Source organism: Tenacibaculum aiptasiae, from assembly GCF_965221665.1.
In the GTDB taxonomy this organism is placed as follows: Bacteria; Bacteroidota; Bacteroidia; order Flavobacteriales; family Flavobacteriaceae; genus Polaribacter; species Polaribacter aiptasiae.
Window position 1 is genome coordinate 541869 of record NZ_CBDCSN010000003.1, and the last position, 20898, is coordinate 562766.

The 20898-nt window shown below is 30.7% G+C and carries 16 protein-coding genes; 7 read left to right on the plus strand and 9 right to left on the minus strand.

Annotation, left to right across the window (positions count from 1 at the left end; genetic code table 11):
* Position 1 precedes the first annotated feature (1 nt).
* The 3 genes from ACOQN8_RS14305 to ACOQN8_RS14315 are packed head-to-tail and all read left to right on the plus strand — an operon-like array spanning position 2 to position 3605.
* Complete coding sequence (locus ACOQN8_RS14305) at positions 2–1231, plus strand: ABC transporter permease (protein ID WP_272149018.1); 1230 nt, start codon at positions 2–4, stop codon at positions 1229–1231.
* Positions 1232–1233: 2 nt separating this feature from the next.
* Positions 1234–2478 (plus strand): ABC transporter permease, encoded by a 1245-nt coding sequence (locus ACOQN8_RS14310; RefSeq protein WP_272149019.1) that lies wholly within the window; start codon positions 1234–1236, stop codon positions 2476–2478.
* 14 nt (positions 2479–2492) lie between these two features.
* Positions 2493–3605 carry an efflux RND transporter periplasmic adaptor subunit gene (locus ACOQN8_RS14315; protein WP_272149020.1) on the plus strand — a complete coding sequence of 371 codons (1113 nt, stop codon included), beginning with the start codon at positions 2493–2495 and terminating at the stop codon, positions 3603–3605.
* A gap of 70 nt (positions 3606–3675) precedes the next feature.
* Here ACOQN8_RS14315 and gcvT read toward each other — a convergent pair whose 3' ends face one another.
* Entirely contained in the window at positions 3676–4758 is a 1083-nt protein-coding gene (gcvT, locus tag ACOQN8_RS14320; protein ID WP_299120902.1) for a glycine cleavage system aminomethyltransferase GcvT, read from the minus strand.
* Between the two features lie 163 nt (positions 4759–4921).
* Between gcvT and ACOQN8_RS14325 the strand changes: the two genes are divergently transcribed.
* From ACOQN8_RS14325 to ACOQN8_RS14335, 3 genes are read left to right on the plus strand one after another with little or no spacing between them, the layout of a single operon-like run.
* Positions 4922–6544 (plus strand): aminopeptidase P family protein, encoded by a 1623-nt coding sequence (locus ACOQN8_RS14325; RefSeq protein WP_420553182.1) that lies wholly within the window; start codon positions 4922–4924, stop codon positions 6542–6544.
* A complete protein-coding gene (locus ACOQN8_RS14330) occupies positions 6544–7089 on the plus strand; it encodes a TlpA family protein disulfide reductase (RefSeq protein WP_420553183.1) in 546 nt (181 codons plus the stop codon). Before ACOQN8_RS14325 ends, ACOQN8_RS14330 begins: the two co-directional genes overlap by 1 nt.
* Before the next feature lie 31 nt (positions 7090–7120).
* Positions 7121–7339, plus strand: coding sequence for a VF530 family protein (locus tag ACOQN8_RS14335; protein WP_150898846.1), 219 nt, complete (start codon positions 7121–7123; stop codon positions 7337–7339).
* 7 nt (positions 7340–7346) lie between these two features.
* On the opposite strand, the gene ACOQN8_RS14340 is transcribed toward ACOQN8_RS14335, so the two are convergent.
* A complete protein-coding gene (locus ACOQN8_RS14340; protein WP_420553184.1) occupies positions 7347–8255 on the minus strand; it encodes an alpha/beta fold hydrolase in 909 nt (302 codons plus the stop codon).
* A gap of 17 nt (positions 8256–8272) precedes the next feature.
* On the opposite strand from ACOQN8_RS14340, the gene priA reads away from it, so the two are divergent.
* Positions 8273–10714: a replication restart helicase PriA gene (gene priA, locus ACOQN8_RS14345; RefSeq protein ID WP_475968348.1), complete on the plus strand. Its 2442-nt coding sequence runs from the start codon at positions 8273–8275 to the stop codon at positions 10712–10714.
* A gap of 75 nt (positions 10715–10789) precedes the next feature.
* Here the strand turns inward: priA and ACOQN8_RS14350 are convergent, their stop codons facing one another.
* The 7 genes from ACOQN8_RS14350 to ACOQN8_RS14380 all read right to left on the minus strand — a co-directional run bounded on the left by ACOQN8_RS14350 (position 10790) and on the right by ACOQN8_RS14380 (position 20861).
* The gene (locus ACOQN8_RS14350) at positions 10790–12211 is read right to left on the minus strand and encodes a SusD/RagB family nutrient-binding outer membrane lipoprotein (protein WP_420553185.1); all 1422 of its coding nucleotides are present in this window, start codon (positions 12209–12211) and stop codon (positions 10790–10792) included.
* A 16-nt stretch (positions 12212–12227) separates the two neighbouring features.
* The gene (locus tag ACOQN8_RS14355) at positions 12228–15395 is read right to left on the minus strand and encodes a SusC/RagA family TonB-linked outer membrane protein (RefSeq protein ID WP_420553186.1); all 3168 of its coding nucleotides are present in this window, start codon (positions 15393–15395) and stop codon (positions 12228–12230) included.
* 596 nt (positions 15396–15991) lie between these two features.
* Entirely contained in the window at positions 15992–17608 is a 1617-nt protein-coding gene (locus ACOQN8_RS14360; protein ID WP_420553187.1) for a class I SAM-dependent methyltransferase, read from the minus strand.
* An 86-nt stretch (positions 17609–17694) separates the two neighbouring features.
* The gene (locus ACOQN8_RS14365; RefSeq protein WP_420553188.1) at positions 17695–18318 is read right to left on the minus strand and encodes a hypothetical protein; all 624 of its coding nucleotides are present in this window, start codon (positions 18316–18318) and stop codon (positions 17695–17697) included.
* A 28-nt stretch (positions 18319–18346) separates the two neighbouring features.
* On the minus strand, positions 18347–18886 hold the full coding sequence (locus tag ACOQN8_RS14370) for an NUDIX hydrolase (protein ID WP_420553189.1): 540 nt from the start codon (positions 18884–18886) through the stop codon (positions 18347–18349).
* Between the two features lie 37 nt (positions 18887–18923).
* Complete coding sequence (locus ACOQN8_RS14375; protein WP_420553190.1) at positions 18924–20015, minus strand: M42 family metallopeptidase; 1092 nt, start codon at positions 20013–20015, stop codon at positions 18924–18926.
* Between the two features lie 21 nt (positions 20016–20036).
* A complete protein-coding gene (locus ACOQN8_RS14380; protein WP_150898832.1) occupies positions 20037–20861 on the minus strand; it encodes a lysophospholipid acyltransferase family protein in 825 nt (274 codons plus the stop codon).
* Between the last annotated feature and the right edge of the window lie 37 nt (positions 20862–20898).

Sequence of the window (20898 nt, forward strand, 5' to 3'; positions counted from 1 at the left end):
TATGTTTGATTTAGATCGTTGGAGAGAAATATTTCAAAGCATAAGTAAAAATAAGTTAAGATCAATAATGTCTGGCTTTACGGTAGCTTTTGCTATACTTTTATTTACCTTATTATTTGGTATTGTAAGTGGATTAAGTAATTCTTTTAAAGGTGCTTTTGTAGATGATGCACAAAACTCTATGTTTATTAGAGTATGGAAAACATCAAAGCCATATAAAGGATTGCAAACAGGAAGAAGAATTCAATTAAAAAATAAGGATTTTGATTACGTTAAAGATGAATATGAAGATAAAATTCAGCATTTAACAGCCCGTATATATAAAAGTGTAAATATTTCTTATAAAAATAAATCAGATAATTATCGCTTAAGAGCTGTTCATCCAGATCACCAGTTTTTAGAGAAAACTATAATGGATGAAGGAAGGTATATTAATGAAAGAGATATTAAAGAAAAAGCCAAAGTTATTGTTATTGGTAGACTTGTAAAGCAAGATTTATTTGGAGAAAAGCCAGCTTTAGGTAAAAGAGTAAATGTTAGTGGAATATCTTATAAAGTTATTGGAATTTTTTCTGATGATGGAGGGGATAATGAAGAACGTCAAACTTATATGCCAGTTACTACGGCACAAATGATTTATGGTAATAATGATCACATAAGTCAAATAAATATTGGTTATGATCCTAAGTTAACTTTAGATCAAGCGATTGCTTTTGGAAATCAAATGGAAAGAGATTTGCGTAAAAAACTAGGCATTCATCCAGATGATCAAAGTGCACTATCTGTTCGAAATATGGCAGAAGCAAATAAAGGAATTGGAACTTTTATGCTAGCTTTATATTTTATAGTAATTTTTGTAGGATCAGGAACTTTAATTGCTGGAATTATAGGAATTAGTAACATTATGATTTTTGTTATCAAAGAGCGTACAAAGGAATTTGGAATTAGAAAGGCGTTAGGAGCTAAACCATCATCTATTGTAGGAATGGTAGTACAAGAATCTGTATTAATAACAACAATAGCAGGTTATCTAGGACTGTCATTAGGAACTTATGTTTTAAGTTTAATAGGAGATAGTTTGGAAAAATATTTTATTAAAGATCCGAGTGTAAGTCCAGGAATTGTTATTGGAGCAACGATTGTTTTAATATTATCAGGTTTAATAGCGGGTTATGTACCAGCTAAAAGGGCAGCAGGAATCAAACCAATTGTAGCATTAAGAGCAGATTAATTATGAGATTTTTATTTGATTCAGATACTTGGCAAGAGATTTACGGAAGTATTCGTAAAAATAAAATTAGAACAGTAATTACTATTATAGGTGTTCTTTGGGGAATTTTCTTATTAGTTGTTCTTTTAGGAGCAGCTAGAGGAATGGAAAATAACTTTAAAAAGATTTTCGGGAATTTTGCAACTAATAGTGTATTTATATGGACTCAATCTACTGATACACCTTTTAAAGGATTTCAAAAAGGTAGACGATTCTTGCCAACTTTAACCGATGTTAAAATACTAGAAGAAGAATATAGTAAAGAAATAAAGTTATTAGCACCTAGAAGTCAAACAAATGCACAACTAATTAAAGGATTCAAGTCAGGAAGTTTTCAAGTAAGTGGAGATTATCCAGTATTAGATCAAGTACAAAAAAAGGACTTGATTTATGGAAGGTTTCTAAATGAGAATGACATTGCTTCAAAATCTAAGGTTGTTGTAATTGCTGAAGATATTTATAAACAACTGTTTGATAAAAATGAAAAACCGGTAGGTCAATACATAAAAGTAAATAATATTAACTTTAAAGTTATTGGAGTTTACAAAAGATCTAATGGTATAAGTTTTGACGGGGATACAGCTTATATTCCATTTACAACATATCAACAGATATATAATATGGGAGATAAAATTCATTGGATGATGATTACAGCTAATGAAGGAGTAAATATTAAACAGTTAGAAAAAGATGTATTATTAACTTTAAAAAACTTGCATAATGTACATCCTGAAGATAAGAGAGCTTTTGGAAGTGTGAATTTAGGAGTTGAAATTGCAAAGTTTACAGGTTTTTTAACAGGGATGCAATTTTTAACTTGGTTTGTAGGTATAGCAACCTTAATAGCAGGTGTATTTGCAATTGGTAACATTCTTCTAATAACCGTAAAAGAACGTACAAAGGAAATAGGAATAAGAAGAGCTCTTGGAGCTACACCAATTAGTATCAGACAGCAAGTTATATTAGAATCAGTTTTTTTAACAACAATAGCTGGTATGTTAGGAATTGTTTTTGGAGCGTTGGTTTTATTCTTTATAGATTCAGCGTTTGGACAAGGGCCAGATCCAACATTAGTAAATCCAACAGTAAACATTCCAATTATTTTAATAGCATTTACAACTTTAGTAATTTTAGGAACATTAATAGGGTTAATCCCTGCCTACATGGCAACAATAGTTAAACCAATAGAAGCATTAAGAGAAGAATAAATCAACAATAAATCATGAGTAAAAGAGCAAAAATTATTTTAGGAATTGTTTTAGTACTATTTGTAGTAGCATTAATTTGGTTCGGGAAAAAGAATAAGAAAAATATTGTAGAATTTGAAACTGAAAAACCATTTAGAACAACGATAGTTAAAAAAACGGTTGCAACGGGAAAAGTAATTCCTTTAGAAGAAGTAGAAATTAAACCTCAAATAACAGGTATTGTTGACAAAATTTTGGTTGAAGAGGGAGCAATTGTAAAAGTAGGAGATTTAATTGCTACAGTAAGAGTAGTACCAAATGTAGCTTCTTTAAATAGAGCAAATGGTAGTGTTAAAAATGCAAAGTTATCATTTGAAAATGCAAAGGTTCAGTTTGATAGAAATAAAAAATTGTTTGATAGAGGTGTAATTTCTCGCCAAGCATTTGAAACTTCAGAATTAAATTATAACAATGCTAAACAAGCATTATCTAATGCACGTTCTGACATGGATATTATAAAAAAGGGAACAACTTCTGGGTTAGGAAATGCAGCAAATACTAGTATTAGAGCAACTACATCTGGTATGGTTGTAGAGATTCCAGTTAAAAAAGGATATCAGGTAACACAAACAAATGATTTTAACGCAGGAACTACAATTGCTCGAATTGCTGATATGACCAAAATGATTTTTGAAGGAAAAGTAGATGAGTCAGAAGTAGGAAAGTTAATCAAAGGAACAGATATAGAAGTTTCTTTAGGAGCAATAGAAGAGAAAAAATTCCCTGCAAAGTTAAATTTCATAGCACCAAAAGGAACAGAAGAAGGAGGAGCGGTACAGTTTAAAATTAAAGCTGATGTAACTTTAGATGATAAATATTTTATTAGAGCAGGATATAGTGCAAATGCAGATATAGTTTTAGAAAAAAAGGACAGTGTTTTATCTATCAAAGAAGCATTATTAAAGTTTGATAAGAAAACAGAAAATCCATATGTAGAAATTAAAGTAAATGATGACAAGTTTGAGAAAAGAGATGTTAAACTTGGAACGTCAGATGGTGTAAATGTAGAGATTTTAGGAGGTATAACTAAAGATGATGAAATCAAAATTTGGAACAAAGCTTCAAAAGATAAAAAGAAGGATAGTTAATTAAAAGAAAAAAGATTATAATAAAAAAAAGCAGCTCAGTGAGCTGCTTTTTTATTGTTATAGGTTAAAATTATCCTTTATAAAAAGGCAATTTAACAACCTTAGCAGGTATTTGTTTTTTACGTACTTGTATAAAGATTTCAGAATCAACTTTTGATAATTCCTTAGGAACATAACCTAAACCAATTCCTTTACCTAAAGAAGGACTCATTGTTCCAGAAGTAACTCTTCCTATTTTGTTTCCTTCAGCATCTACAATGTCATAATCATGACGAGGAATACCACGTTCAGTTAATTCAAAAGCAACTAGTTTTCTAGTAACTCCAGCTTCTTTTTGAGCTTTTAAAGCTTCAGCATTTACAAAGTCTTTTGTAAACTTAGTAATCCATCCTAAACCAGCTTCAAGAGGAGAAGTAGTATCGTCAATATCATTACCATATAAACAGTATCCCATTTCTAAACGTAAAGTGTCACGAGCAGCTAAACCAATAGGCTTAATTCCCCAGTCGGCACCAGCTTCAAAGACTTTATTCCATACAGCTTCTACATCTTCGTTCTTAACATAAATTTCAAATCCACCAGAACCTGTGTATCCAGTAGCAGAAACAATTACGTTTGGTAAACCAGCAAAATCAGTAATTTCAAAAGTATAAAACTTAATAGCAGATAAATCTACAGAAGTTAACGATTGCATTGCTTCAGCCGCTTTAGGACCTTGAATTGCTAATAAAGACCAATCGTCAGAACGATCTTCCATTTCAACATTTAAATCGTTATGTTGAGAAATCCAATTCCAATCTTTTTCAATATTGGAAGCATTTACAACTAGCATATATTCGTTTTCGCTAATCATGTAAATAATCAAATCATCAACAATTCCACCATCAGCGTTTGGCATACAACTATACTGCGCTTTACCAGGCACTAATTTTGAAGCATCATTAGATGATATTTTTTGAATTAAAGCCAAAGCATTTTCTCCTTTTAAGAAAAACTCACCCATGTGACTTACATCAAAAACACCAACACCTTTTCTTACAGTTTCGTGTTCAATATTTACACCTTCATATTGTACAGGCATGTTATAACCAGCAAAAGGAACTAGTTTTGCTCCTAAGCCTTCATGAATATGTGTTAAAGCAGTATTTTTCATTTTAAAATTGTTTGTTTTAAAGTATCGCTAAAATATTGAAAAATTGAGAAACAAATAGTCAGATTCTATTTAATATTTTAATGAATTATTACCTAAAAATATGTTAATATTTCCTTGTTATCAGTGAAAGAATCTTACATTTGAGTGTAATAAAACTTAAAAAATGTTAAAGAAAATACTATTTGTTTGTTTATTAGGAACTCTTAATACTTTAATAGCTCAAACTCCGACTGATTATTTATCAGCAGATTTTCATAAAAATAGAAGAGAGATATTACGCTCTAAAATGCCTAAAAACTCTGTAGCAGTAGTATTTGCTAATCCAATTAGAAATAGAGCAAATGATGTTGATTATGTTTTTCATCAAGATCCAAATTTTTATTATTTAACAGGATATCGCGAACCTAATGCAGTTTTAGTATTGTTTTCAGAAAATCAAACGGATGCTAGCGGAAAGACTTATAATGAAATTTTATACGTACAAAAGAATGATCCTAGAGCAGAAATGTGGAATGGTAAACGATTAGGAATAGAAGGAGCAAAAAAAGAATTAGGTTTTAAGATTGCTAAAAATGCAGAAGATTTTATTTCAGACAAATTAAATTTTAAAAATTTTGATAAGGTTTTTATAGAAAAATTTAAAGACGATTATAGAAACTCAGAAGGAAATAAAGCTGAAATATATGACCTTGTTAATGAGTTTAAAAATAAATCAGGTTATAGTGCATCATCACTTTTATCAAAAGAAAAAAGGTATGTGTATGAGTTAATAAAATCTACACCTATAGAAAATAGTGCTAATGTTGCTCAAGTAATAGGAAAAGTAATTACATACTACCCAAGTTTTAAGAATGATGAATTATTAATGGGGTATAAAAATGCTACAAACAACAAGCTTAAAAAAGAATTTCAAGAGAAAGCAGCTGTAAAGCTTAATTTGAAATCTAATATTGATCTTCAGTTTTTACCAACTCGATTTGCAGAAATGAGAGAAGTAAAAACACCAGAAGAAATGAAGTTGTTAACCAAAGCAATTCGTATTTCAGCAATAGGACAAATTGAAATGATGAAAGCTATGAAACCTGAAATGTCTGAAACAGAAATTCAAGGAATTCATGAGTTTGTATATAAAAAGTACGGAGCAGAATATGAAGGATATCCATCAATAGTTGGAGCAGGAAATAATGGATGTATTTTACATTATATAGAAAATAATAAAACTAGAGTAAACGACGAGTTAGTATTAATGGATTTAGGAGCAGAATATAGAGGTTATACTGCCGATGTAACTAGAACTATTCCTGCTAATGGTAAATTTTCTCCAGAGCAAAAAGCAATTTATAATATTGTTTTAAAAGCTCAAAATGCTGGTATAGCAGTTTCTAAAGTTGGAAACCAATTTTGGCAACCAGGTCAAGAAGCAAAACAAGTTATTAATCAAGGTTTATTAGATTTAGGAATTATCAAATCATTAGATGAGAAACATATGTATTTTCCTCACGGAACATCGCATCATATTGGATTAGATGTACATGATCCAGGAACTTATGGAAAGTTTCAAGAGAATATGGTTATTACTGTAGAACCAGGAATTTATATACCAGAAGGAAGTAAGTGTGATAAGAAATGGTGGGGAATTGCTGTTCGTATTGAGGATGATATTTTAATAACTAAAAATGGTCCTGTAAACTTATCAGAAGAAGCACCGAGAACTGTAAAAGCAATTGAAAAAATGATGGCAAAGAAAAGTGTCTTGAACGATTTTGTATTGCCAAATTTAGATTAATGAAGTTTACCAAAAAATCAATATCAAACATTGTATTTGTTATCATTATTGGATTACTAATATATCCACCTACTAAAGTGTATTTTATTAGATTAATATCTTTTTCTCCATCTACCATCAAAGTAGAAAAAAGGGAGCATTTAAAAACATACAATTGGAATTTAAAAGGCTTAAATACTGAAAGCATAGATTTTAATAAGGTAAAAAATAAAGTAGTTTTTGTTAGCTTTTGGGCTACTTGGTGTCCTCCTTGTAGAGCAGAAATGCCAAGTATTCAGAAATTATATAATGATTATAAAGATAAAGTTGAATTTATTTTTGTGAGTAACGAAGATTGGAGTACTATCTCTGATTTTTATAAGAAAAACAATTACAAATTACCTACATATAGTCCTTTAAGTAAAAGACCAGTAGAGTTTAATAGCCAAACAATACCAGCTACGTTTATAGTAGATAAAAAAGGAGCTATTGCCATGATGAAAAAAGGACCAGCAGATTGGAATAGTACAAAAGTTAGAGAATTATTAGATAGATTGACTGAGTAAAACTATTACTTTTGCAATCTTTAAATCAAATATGAGTCAAGAGCAACCAAATAACCCATTACACGGAATAAAATTAGCAACAATGCTAGAAGAACTATATTTAGAATATGGTTGGGAAGAAATGGGAGAGATGTTAAACATTAATGTTTTTAAAAAGAATCCAACGTATAAATCGAGTTTAAAGTTTTTAAGAACAACTCCTTGGGCAAGAGCAAAAGTTGAAAAGTTATATTTAAAAATGATCAGCTAAAACTTTATTAGCTTAAAACCAGTTCACTCCATTCTTTTGGATTTTCAAGCATAGGGAAGTGTCCTGTGTTTTCTAACCATACTAATTTGTTATTAGGAATTTCTTTATGCAGTTGTTCGCCAATAGCTTTAACAGCAATAGGGTCGTGAGTAGCCCAAACTATTTTGGTTGGAATTTCAGTATTAATTAATGCACCAATCCAACGATTCCAAAAGAAATAACGTTCGTTTATATAATTGCTTAATAAGTGGATTACATTTCTACCATTGTTATAATTAATTTGGAACCACATTTCATCTAGCTCTTGTTGAGTTACTTTAGATTTATCAAAATAAATTTTACGAATATTTCTATTGAAAATAGCTTGATTGGCCAATTTAGCAACCCATTTACCAGTTAGTTTGTTCTTTAGTAATTTCTGAATAGTTCTTAGTTTAGCTAATTCAATATGCATGCTACCATTGCATAGAATAAGTTTATCAATTGTAATTTTTAATTGATGTTGATTACTTCTAGCAATAATTTCAGTAGCTACACTAGTTCCATAATCATGTGCTAAGAGAGTTACATTTTCCAGATTTAATTTTTCCCATAGCAAAAGAGCTATATCCGCTTGTTCAATTAAAGAATAAGAGTAATTTAAAGGTTTGTCAGAAAAACCAAAACCTAGATGATCGTGAATAATTACTCTATAATGTTTAGTTAAATAGGGGAGTGTTTTGTAGTAATCAAAAGAGGAGGTAGGATATCCATGTAGAATAACAAGGGTGTTATTAGATGTGCCTTCATCTATCACAAAAACTTGTTGATTATTAACTGTTAAGAATTTTCCTTTGTTTTTCCATTCTAATGAAGTCATAAATACACTGATTTTTCTGTTTACAATGTAGTGTTTTTTGTGTAGTTTTGAATTCATTCAAAAAATAGATTTTTATCCATTTCATCGACGTCATATTACCCATTCCTCTACAAAAAACCTTTACTTATTCGGTAACAGAAGCAGAGTTTTCATTCCTTAAAAAAGGAATGCGGGTAGCAGTATCTTTTGGAAAAAGTAAAATTTATACAGCCTTGGTATTTGATATACATCAGAATGCGCCAGAACTGTACGAAGCAAAAGATATTCATCAAATATTAGATGATAAGCCTATTGTAAATGAGTTACAATTAAAGCATTGGCAGTGGATTTCTAATTATTATTTGTGTTCTTTAGGAGATGTATATAGAGCTGCATTGCCTTCTGCATTTTTATTAGAAAGTGAGACTATTATTTATAAAAATGAATCTTTTAAAGAAGAAGATATTTTAACAGATGAAGAGTTTTTAATTTTTGAAGCTTTACAACATCATTCTCAATTAACTATTCATCAAGTCGCTGATATATTAGGGAAGAAAACAGTTTTACCCATTATTAATGGACTGATTGAAAAAAGTGCCGTTTACATTAAAGAAGAAATTTACGAAACGTATAAACCTAAGCTGGTTAAATATGTTCGATTAAATACTTTATATAATTCTAATGAGGCGCTTCAAGGTTTATTAGAAGAACTTTCAAGAGCTAAAAAACAACGAGAAGCTGTTCTTACATATTTTCAATTAGCAGCTTCTAAAAAGCCAATAAAAGCAAAAGAATTAGAAGAAAAATCAGGAGTTTCTTCTGCTGTTTTAAAAGCTTTAGTAGAAAAGGATATTTTAGAATTCTATCAAATACAAACTGATAGAATCAATTATCAAGGAGAAACGAATGAAACCAAAGCATTAAATAAGTTTCAAGAAGAAGCTTTTAATGAAGTAAAAACTTCTTTTGAAAATCAAAATGTTACTTTATTACATGGGGTAACAGGCTCAGGAAAGACAGAGATTTATGTAAAGTTGATTAAGGAAGTTATCGCTTCTGGAAAACAAGTATTGTTTTTGCTGCCAGAAATAGCTTTGACTACCCAAATAATAACTCGTTTACAAAATTACTTTGGAAACTTTATATCGGTATTTCATTCAAAGTATTCAATGAATGAACGTGTAGAAGTATGGAATAATGTGTTAGATAATAAACCTAAAGCACAAATAATTTTAGGAGCACGTTCTTCAGGTTTTTTACCTTTTTCAAATTTAGGATTAATTGTAGTTGATGAAGAACATGAATCTTCTTACAAACAGTTTGAACCATCGCCAAGATATAATGCACGTGATGCCGCCGTAGTTTTAGGACATTTGCATAAAGCAAAAGTATTATTAGGATCTGCAACACCATCTTTAGAAAGTTACTATAATGCTACTCAAAATAAGTATGGTTTTGTTGAGTTAACAAGACGTTTTGGTAATATTCAATTACCAAAAATTGAACTGATTGATGTTAAAGAGAAGCATCGAAAAAAGGAAATGAATGGGCACTTTTCCGATCGTTTATTAAAAATGATGAACGAAGCTTTAGAGGAAAAAGAGCAAGTTATATTATTTCAAAATAGGAGAGGTTTCTCGCCTGTAGTAGAGTGTACTACTTGTGGAGTATCTCCTCAGTGCCCTAATTGTGATGTAAGTTTAACCTATCACAAATTCCGAAAAGAATTAAAATGTCATTATTGCCATTATCAAAGAGCAATGCCTCATAGTTGTGGAGCTTGTGGTAGTAATACTTTAGATACTAAAGGTTTTGGAACGGAACAAATTGAGTTGGAGTTAAAAGAGCTATTCCCAAATCATAATATTGGGAGAATGGATTTAGACACGACTCGGGGTAAGTATGGATATCAAAAAATAATTGGTGCTTTTGAGGCTCAAGAAATTGATATTTTGGTAGGAACTCAAATGCTTTCAAAAGGGTTAGATTTTGAAAACGTATCATTGGTTGGTATTTTAAATGCCGATTCTATGTTGAATTTCCCTGATTTTAGAGCACACGAACGCGCATATCAGTTAATGGTACAAGTATCGGGAAGGGCAGGACGAACAAAGAAACAAGGTAATGTAGCTATACAAACGTACAATCCATATCATCAAATATTACAACAAGTTTCTACAACCAATTATGCAGAAATGTATAAGGAGCAATTACAAGATAGATGGCAGTTTCATTATCCTCCTTATTACAGATTGATTAAAATTACGTTGAAACATAAAGATTATACGAGGGTAGATAGTGGTATAAACTGGTTAGCAAAGTCATTACAAAATATATTTCAAGAAAATGTTTTAGGACCAACAGCGCCAGCAGTTTCTCGTATTCGAAATCAGTATATTAAGAATTTAGTGATAAAAATTCCACCGAAACAGTCACTAGGAAAAACAAAAGAGCAGTTGATGAAAGTTAAAAATACTTTTGAAGCTGTAAAAGATTTTAGACCTATCCGCTTTATTATTGATGTGGATGCTTATTAAGTGGTTACAATTAGTTTATTAAAAAAAAATCTTAAAGAAGATAAGATTACCTTCTTTAAGATTAATTAGTAGACTTTATTTAGCCCACCAAAGTTTGGTATCTAAATTATCAGGCCCTTGAGCAGCAATTGCAGCATCATAGTTAACCTTATTGATATTTGGAGTAGTAGTAGCGTATGCTTGTCTTTGTGGTATATCTGTACCTTGTAATAAAATAGCTGGTTTTACAATGGTAGCTGGACCTCCAATTCTTCTCCATTCTGCCCAAGATTCATAACCTTGCATAAATAAAGCTACCCATTTTTGTTCTGCTATTGATTGCATCCCATTGTAAGGATAATTATTAACAAAATTGTCAGCATCAGTAGAAGCAACATTCCATTGTTTCATAGATTCTTTTATACCATTTTTAAAATAAGTTTCAGCATTACCAGTCATCCATCCAAGTTCTACAGCCTCTGCCATAGAAAACTGTACTTGTGCAGCTGTAAATATAATACCTGGGGCTGTTGCGTTATAAATGATATCTTTAGTAATGAAAGAGAAATTGTCAACTAAGTCATTTCCACTTCCATAATCAGCTCCAATAAACCTTGTGCCATTACCAACAGAAGAACTTACAGCAGGGTCTGCATATTTGGCTAATCTAGGGTCTTGAGGAGCTGTATCAGTACCGTTTCCTATCATATAATTAACAATTACATCAGACATTAAATAATCTTTACGAGTTTCAAAAGCATCTTGCCAAGGATTATCATTGTTATCATTTGCTAAAAAAGTATAATAAATATTATCACCAGACTGTTTTATTGCGCCAGTAATAGCTTCGTTAAATTTAGACTTTGCGTATCCTCCCAATTCAGTATCTCTTTTAGATAAACGAAGAGCCATAATCACTTTTAAAGTGTTTCCAAATTGTCTCCATCGGTCCATATTACCATTAAATATAATATCTCCTTCTGGTACTCCAGAAGTTATTTTTGAAAGTGCATTATCAATCTCTTGAATTAGTCCTTTATAAACAGTTTCTTGAGAATCTAAACGAGGTTTTATTAAATCAAGACCTTTAAGAGCATCTGTATATGGTATATATCCCCATCTGTCTGTCATGGTATGTAATAGGTAAACACGAGCTAAAGTAGCAACAACAATAGTATTTGTTGAGTTTGAACTAGAATTAGCTTCATTTAAATCAATTACTGTTTTAAGATCATATAAAGGGTTAGCATAAAGCCCGTAATATGACCAATTTAAAGTAGCATATCTACTTTGATCTGGATATTGACCATTTGATAAATACTGTGTATAAAGCATTGGTGTTCTTTCAGTAACTTGTGTTCCTATAGACCTTAAAGCATTAGCCAATAATCCAGAACTAGAAGCTACTGATGATTGGTTTGGGTTTATATTTGTATCTCCAAAATCAACTGTTTCACAGCTTATTAGTAAAATACTAGAAAATAAGAACAGTAAAAATTTATTTATTATCGTTTTCATCGTATTGAATTTTTAATTAAAATGTTAGTTTAGCATTCAGACCAATAGTTCGAGCACTTGGTAATTGACCGTTTTCGATATAATTATAATTCCCACGGCCTTCAATTTCAGAAGGATCCACTCCTTTTATATCTGATTTTATAAGCCAAACATTATTTGCAAATAAACCTAGGTTGATATTTGTAAAAGGTGTTTTTTCTAAAATAGCACTAGGTAAGTTATAATCAATTCTAATAGTTCTGAGTTTGATGTATGTAGCATCATTTATAAATTCTTCATGAACATTTCTTAAGTTACTTCTCCATAAAACATAAGGGTTTACTAAGAATTGTTGCGCTACGCCATTAGCATCTACACCAGATGTTAATTGTCCTCCTGAATCAGAGTTAGCATTTGCAAGATTTACAGACCATGGAGTGCTAGTAGTACCTGTAATTGTGTTACGAACAGGGTTTCCTAAAGAGTTGTTTCCTACAGTTTCAATACCTTGTCCTCCATAATTGCTATATCTTCTAGTAACTCCATAAAATTTACCGCCAAATTGATAATCAAAACCTAAGGCTAGGTTAAAGTTTTTATAAGTAAAATTAGTAGTTAAACCACCTGTAAAGTCAGGTAAAATAGAGCCTAAGTATTTATTTGTATCATATTCATATAAACCATTAGATGTAAGTATTTTATTTCCATTAGCATCACGTCTATAGGCATTACCATAAATAGCTCCCCATTCTTCACCTACACGTTCTTGTAACTGTGGCCCCCAGCTATTTAAAATATTAATATCTACACCATCAGCAATGTAATCAACAGTTTTTTTAAGAGAAGCAATATTGAAGTCAATATTCCATTCAAAATTGTCTGTTTTTATAGGAACTAGATTTAATGAAAGTTCAAAACCTTTAGTAGTTTGTTTTCCAGCATTACTATAAAAACCAGTAATACCAGTAGAACCAGGTACAGTAACCCATGAAGGAAGTTCTTCATCATTTCTTTTAAAATAAGTGAAATCTAAACCAATCCTATTTTTTAAAAATTTAAGCTGAGTTCCAAATTCTAATTCTTTTTTATTACCTCCTCTTAGTGTTGGATTAACTCCAGCGTTTGGTACTGTTGATGTTCCTGTAGATCCATAAGGGACTTCTGTAGTGTATGTTTGAGTTAAAGCATATGGATTAGGGAAATATGGAGCTTCAGCTAGTCCAACTCTAATTTTCCCAAAAGAAATAAGATCATTGTTTTTAATCAGTTTAGAAAAAACAAAAGAACCAGAAATACCAAAACTAGTAATTTTATTCTTGTTTGGATTAGCTGTAGAGCCCCAATCATTTCTGTAAGTACTTTCTACAAATAACATATCTTTATATCCTACAGATAGTGAGGTAAACAAAGCTTTTCTTTTGGTTTCTACTTTACCTGCATCATAATCAGGTCTATTTACTGAAGTAGTAATGCTATAAAAACCAGGTGTTGTCATTCCTCCAACAGTATTAGTTGTACTATACCTATCTAGTTGGTTCGTTATTTCAAAACCTGCATAAGCAGATAAATCAAAATCGTTAAACTTTTTAGTATAATTTGCCATACCAGTAATTTCATCCTTGACATTACTTCTAATACTTTCGAAATACCAAGGAAGACCAGAGGTGTTAGAATTTAAACCTCCCCAAGCTGCTCTATCATTATAGTTATAACTGTTATATGATTTTTTGAAAAGGATATCTACATTTAAATTTTCGTTGAATTTATAATTCGCACCAAAAGCTCCAAACAAGGCATTTTTATCTTGCTCTTTTAAGTTTTCATAAATTTCAAAATAAGGAGAATCCCAATATAATGGCTTTGAATTAGTAGGAGAGGAAATGTTCCAAGAATAAATATTTCCATTATGCTTATAGTTTTTTAATCTTTTCATGTCTAACTGACGTTGCCACCATTGATTAAAGTTTGAACCTAAGTTACCATAGTTATTATCTGGATCGTTTTTTGTGTATCTATTTGTATAGTTAGCACTTACTCTAAAATTTAATTTTTTATTGATATCATAATCAGTGTTAATACTAACAGTAATAGTTTTACGTTTTGTATTTTCTAAAATTAGCTCTTGATCAATTTTTGTAATAGTAGTTCTAATATTATAATCTTCACCACCTTTTAAAAAAGTTAAAGAGTTATTTTGAGTAATACCAGTTTGGAAAAAATCTTTGATATTGTTGGGATTAGCTGTCCATGCTCTTAATTTTCCATACTCACTGGTGTTTGGTATCCATGAATCCCAATGACGTACCATTTGACCTTCTAACCTAGGTCCCCAAGATTCATCAGCGGAATATGTAGGGGTTTTTTGACCATTATAATCTGTAAAATAACCTATTGCATTGGTGTATCTTTCTGGATGACCACTTGGTTTTCCATCATTAGCATAACCACCTCCATATTCATTCTGATATTCTTGCATTAAATAAACCTCAGAAAAAGCAACACTTGTACTAAATTCAATAGAAGACTTGCCATCTTTAGCTTTTTTTGTAGTAATTACAATTGCTCCATTTCTACCTTCAGGACCATATATTGCTGTAGCTGCTAATCCTTTAAGAATTGTCATAGATTCAATATCTTCAGTATTAACATCAGAACTTGCATTTAATTTAATACCGTCTACTACATATAAAACATTACTTTCACCTCTTAATCTAATGTTTGAGTTTTTAAAAGTAGAAGTAGGTTGACCGGTGAATTGAACACCAGCAACTTTACCTGCTATAGCTGTACTGATATCTGTTTCTTTTGTTCTTGTAAGATCTTCTCCTTTTACGGTTTGTTGAGAGTAACCTAATGCTTTTGCTTCTCTTTTTATCCCTAAACCTGTGATAACAACTTCATTAAGAATATTATCTGCATTGGTCATTATTAAATTGATTTTGTTTGAAGAGCTTACTGTTACCTCTGTAGTTTTCATTCCCATAAAACTAAAAATGAGAACATCTCCAGTTTTTGCCTTGATGGTATATTTTCCATCAAAATTAGTTTCGGTACCTATGGATGAATCTTTTTTGATAATGTTTACTCCTGGAAGTGGACCTGCTGTGTCAGATACAATTCCTGAGATAGTTCTTTCTTGAGCAAATGTAATTTGGACAAGAAGCACTAGAATTAGCGTTAAAACTCCATTAAAGTTGTTTTTCATATGTGTTGTTTTTGATTAAAAAGTCATTTTCTATATGAAAACAGGAGTGAATACTTATGATTACTTGATACTTAAATACTATTTAAAGCCTAGTAAAAAAAAGTACTGTCTTGTATTGAAACTAACTATTGATTAAAATTGATTAGCATTAAAATTGATATGTTCTAGAAAACAATATGTTATAATGCGGCTCAATTTTAATTAAAATCAAAGCTTTTACACATGATGAATTAATAAACGGATACTTTTGTGTAATAAACGGTATGATATATTGAATAAACGGAAAAACCAAACAATTTATAAGACTTGAAAAAATGAAGAAGAAAGTAGAGAAAATTTACTGTTTTCGATTGTGTATTGAAAAATTGAATTATTGATTGTAATTTCTATTTTAAAGATTTTGTTTTCAGATTGATTAAAATTGCATTAAAATATAAAGGTAGTATCAAAGTTTATATTTTATCTTAGTATTATTCACTCGTACGAGTGAGCAACAATCACACGCTCGGGTGAGCATCTTTCACAGGTACGAGTGAGCAATACTCACTCGCTCGAGTGAATTTAAGTCACAAGATATGGTGAGTGGAATTAAGATATTATAGAGTCGCTTTAGGTTTAAACAGATTTACTGAAACCGTTGCTAAATCTGAATTAGGAAACTTTCTAAAAGTATTTTTATCAGAAACCAATCCAATATCTTCCATAGTTTTCATGTATTCGTCTAATTCTATAATATATTGATCTGAATATCCATGTGTAGCATCATAGGCAGTAGCCGCTGTTTTCCCTATGTTTTTAGCTACTAATTCTGGTTTAGATGTGTGGAGTTCTATTAATAACAATCCGAACTTACTAATAAAAGGTGTCCATTTATTAAAATGCTGTTTTAATGATTCTATAACATAGTTATTGTTTAAACGTTCTCCTTTGTACGCATAGGAACCAGTAGAAGAAGTAACAGTAAGATTTGAATTCGGTTTTGGTGTTTCCCAAATTCTATTATGATCTAAAAACGTACGAACATTTAATAAATCGGAGAGATTAATACCATATTTGTTTTGCAAGTCTTCCGACATAGCTTTAGGGTTTCCAATATCACCCCAAATTACTTTTGCCCAAATATCGGCTTGTACCAAGTTTTTTCTAGTTATTTTTAATGCAGCTTCGTTATAATCTACACCAATAAGCAATAGGGGATAGTCTTCTAAAACTTTTCCTCGATTGGTTTGATTTTCTATTACATTGAATAAGTGTTTTAAGAATGCACCGTTTCCACAGCCTACATCTAAAATACCTTTAGGTTGCTCATGAATTGGTTTGTTGAATAAATCAATCACAATTTCATCAATAACTCTAAAATATGCTGCATGAGCTCCACCGCTTCCCCAAACATTCATTTCTCTATCTACATGAATTTCATCGTTATGAATACTTGGAGTATCAAACATTTTTGGATCTCCAAAAATAAGCTTATCTAGTTTTCTAAGTGTAGGGATATAAGAAACCGTTACTCCATAAGCACTAGCTCTTCTGGCAAAAAACAATCCTTTATCGGTAAATTCATAAGAACCGTTACTTTTTTTAAACCAGCCTAATTCTGAAAGAATATTTAATAAGCGACCAAAGTTTTCTGCATCGCTATGAAACTCTTCTGCCGTGAATTTTGTTTGCATAAAGTATTTATGAAACATCCCACTCATTCCTAACAAAACTATAGTTGGACCTACAATGATTCCTTCTATATGTGTTAAGATTTGTTCTAGAATTTTATTGTTATCTATATTGTTTATTCCAAACTTAATTTTAAAGTTTTTATATAACTCTTCTAGTTTTAAAAAAGGTTCTTTTTCAAATTTTCTAGCACTATAAGCTTCCGAAAACTGTAGTAATTTAAAAGCTTCTTTATATAAATGAAAAAGTGAAAATGCTATTTTGGAGTTTTCATTTGTTTCAAAATGAACGTTGTTTTGAGTATTGTCCACTGTTTGAATAAGCCAACCTTGAGAGCATAGAGTTCTTAAAGCTACATTTAAATATCCTTCATTAGCTTTAAATTCTGTAGTTATTTCTGATAGTGTAACCGATTTGTTTTTTAAGATATAATCAGTAATTCCTTTTTCAAATAACACATAAGCTGATGGACATGTAACTATACCATCTAAATGTCTAAACAATTGACTTCTTAGGATGGTTTTTTCTTGTTTGGTTAGCATATAAGACTTTTTGTCTTAAATATAATTAAATAAGTTTAAAAGTGTCTTATAAACAGGGGGTTAATGTGTATGGTGTATTGAGTTTTTTACTTGTAAACTGGAGAGATTGTTTTTATCCAGATTTTTCCCGTTTTCGTTGATTCCTTTGTTTGTTTAATACAATTGCCTCTAGAATCTTTAGTTTTACAACTAACACGAATAATATCTACTGGTTTACCATCTTTATCGGTTATAATAATTTTTGAAAGCTCTTTATTAGTGTATTTATATTGATGTGTATAAAAAGTTGTAAAACGATCTTCTATTTTATTAATAAGGCCATTATCATTATGGTAAACAATGATTTCGTTTTTTTTGTATTGTTTTTGGGTATAGCAACTAATTCGTTCTCGTTGTTTTGTTTTCCAACGCATTTTGCAATAGTAAGGTTCTTTGTTGGGATAACTTCGTTTTTCAAACCATAACTTTTTTTCAGTTTCCTCTAATGTATTTCCTTTGCTGTCTATTGTTTTTGATATTTTTACTCGACCATTTTTAGTAAAATGAAGTGTTTTGGTAGAGATTAAATTTTCTTCTCCATTTTCTACAGTATACGTTTTTTCAACCATACTGATTATATCACTAGAGTAACCGTGTTTTTTTAAGTATTTCTTAGAAACACATGAAGGTAATAATAGTATAATAAGTAAGTAAAGTGCTAACCGTTTCATTAGTATGGTTTTATACCTTTTTAATATACTAAATATTTTTTAAGATTTCATCGTAAACAAAACTATAATAATCGTGATACTGAGGGAGTAATGTATTGCTAAGTTCTTTTGTTTTGAGTAAAGTTTTTAATTCAAATAGTTTAAGCTCATCAACTTCTTCTTCCTGAATTTTTAATTGATGGATAGGCACTGTAAGTTTAGTTATATATACATGATGAAACTCATTATCTATAATACCGTTAGCATGATTTACCATGTGTTTTCTAGTTCCTATTTTGCACAAACTTTCTGAAGAGATTGAAAAACCAATTTCTTCATAAACCTCTCTAAGGGCAGCTTCTTCTATGTTTTCTCCAGCAGCAACATGCCCAGCAACAGAAATGTCCCAGAGTCCAGGAAAAACCTTTTTTGTTAAAGCACGCTTTTGTAATAGTATTTGTTGATCTGAAGTGTATATCCAAATATGAACAGTAGGGTGGAAGTAGCCAAATTTGTGAGCTTCGGATTTTAAACAAGTTTCACCGGTATAGTTTCCAAATTCGTCAACAATATCAATTAATTCATCCATAGAAGCAAAAAATCCCGCGTAAAGCGGGATTATAATTTTATTTGAAATAAGAGAAATCTTCTCCGTTTTCTATTTTTAATAATGTTTCGTAAATCATTTTAATTACATTTTCTACATCTTCTCTGTGTACCATTTCTACAGTAGTATGCATATAACGTAATGGTAATGAAATTAATGCAGAAGCAACTCCTCCGTTACTATATGCAAAAGCATCGGTATCTGTACCAGTTGCTCTCGATAATGCTGAACGTTGGAAAGGAATTTCTTTTTCTTCAGCTGTTTCTGTAATTAAATCGCGTAGTTTTTGTTGTACAGCAGGAGCATAAGCTACTACAGGTCCTTTCCCCATTTCTAAATGACCTTCTTTTTTCTTGTCAATCATTGGGGTAGTAGTATCATGAGTAACGTCTGTTACAATAGCTACATTTGGTTTAATTGTTTGGGTAATCATTTCTGCGCCACGTAAACCAATTTCTTCCTGTACAGAGTTTGTTACGTATAAACCGAAAGGTAATTTCTTTTTATTTTCGTGAAGTAAACGAGCAACTTCAGCAATCATAAATCCTCCCATACGATTGTCTAAAGCACGGCAAACAAATTTATTTCCGTTTAAAACATGGAATTCGTCTGGATAGGTAATTACGCAACCTACATGGATACCTAATTTTTCAACTTCTTCTTTAGTTGCACAACCTGTATCAATAAAGATATTATCTGGCTTTGGAGCTTCTTCTTTAGCTCTATTACGTGTATGAATAGCTGGCCATCCAAAAACTCCTTTTACAATACCATTTTTGGTATGAATGTTTACTATTTTACTTGGAGCTATTTGGTGATCACTTCCTCCGTTGCGTATTACATAAATTAATCCGTTGTCAGAAATATAATTTACATACCATGAAATTTCATCAGCATGCCCTTCAATAACAACTTTATATTTTGCATCTGGATTTATAACTCCAACCGCAGTACCATAAGTGTCAGTAATAAACTCATCTACATATGGTCTTAAGTAATCCATCCAAATTTTTTGCCCTTCCCATTCATATCCAGTTGGAGCAGCATTGTTTAAGTATTTTTCTAAGAAATCAATTGATTTCTCATTTAAAATTGATTTATTTTCTGACATAATATCTTTAAATTATGATTTTTATTCTTCTTTTTTAACATCTGATCCCCAAAAACGACGACTTTCAATAAACTCTTCTTGTTCTTGTAACTGTTTTGGAGTTAATACTTTTAAAAATGAAGGATGCTGTTCTATTGCATATTCAATTTTTTCTACAATACTAGCTACTTCTTCATTTTCATAATCTATTTCTAAAGGCTCTTTTATAACCATAGATTGTAAAACATTACGTTTTTTAATCATCAATCCTTTTTTATCAAAAGAACGTCTAAAACCATCAATAACAATAGGAACTACTGTTGGTTTAAAGGTTTTTATAATATGAGCTGTACCTCTTCGAATTGGTTTAAATGGAGTAGTGGTACCTTGTGGAAAAGTAATTACCCAACCATCATCTAAGGCCTTACCTATGTTTGAGATGTCAGACATTTTTACTTGTCGTTTAATATCTTTACCAGAACTTCTCCATGTTCTTTCTACAGAAACCGAACCTACATAAGCAAATATTTTTGGTAACAAACCAGCACGCATGGTTTCTCCTGCCGCTACATAATAAATATTTAGTTTAGGATTCCACAAATAACCTACATTCCTAATATTGTCATCACGTCCTTTTAGGGCTGCATTGAATACATGGAACATGGCTGCTACGTCTGCAAAATATGTTTGATGATTTGAAATAAAAAGAACGTTCTTATCTGGAAGGTTTCTTAATATTTCAGATCCTTCAATTTGTAATTGATTAAATTTTCGATATCTACTGTGTGATATTACACCAAGTGTTTGTATAAGAAACCTTTTAATGAATAATATATGTCCAAAAGGATTCCTTTTAAATAAAGGCATTTATAGTTGATTTTATTAGTGTAAAAGCTAAATTACA